Here is a 419-nt window from a genome sequence, read left to right on the forward strand (position 1 = left end):
GTCCGCGCGCTCCCGGACCGCGACGGCGAGGAGCGCGTCGACGGCGCCGGGGATCAGCACGTCGTCGCTGTCGAGGAACACGACGTACGGGTGGACGGCGGCGGCGATGCCGTCGTTGCGGGGGGTGCCGCAGCCGCCGCTGTTGACCTCGCGGCGCAGCGGCCGTACGCGCGGCTCGTCGGCGAATCCGGCGAGCACGTCGGGCGTCGCGTCCTCGGAGGCGTCGTCGACGACGAGGACCTCCCCGACGCCCTCGCCCTGCGCGAGCGCGGAACGGATCGCGTCGCCGACGCGCTCGGCGTCGTTGTACGCGATGACGACGACACTGACCCGTGCCGCGTCCTGTGACTCGGTGGGCTGAATCATCCGCGCATCGTAGCGGGACGCACACGGAGCGTAAGACGGGAAGCGGAAAAGAG

The 419-nt window shown here is 72.6% G+C and carries 1 protein-coding gene; it reads right to left on the reverse strand.

All coding sequences use genetic code 11. From position 1 onward, the window contains the following. Positions 1-366 (reverse strand): glycosyltransferase family 2 protein (locus tag D7X96_RS39310; RefSeq protein WP_147468535.1); only part of this gene is annotated, 366 nt, incomplete at its 3' end. Positions 367-419: the final 53 nt, after the last annotated feature.

It is taken from the genome of Corallococcus interemptor (assembly GCF_003668875.1).
In the GTDB taxonomy this organism is placed as follows: Bacteria; Myxococcota; Myxococcia; order Myxococcales; family Myxococcaceae; genus Corallococcus; species Corallococcus interemptor.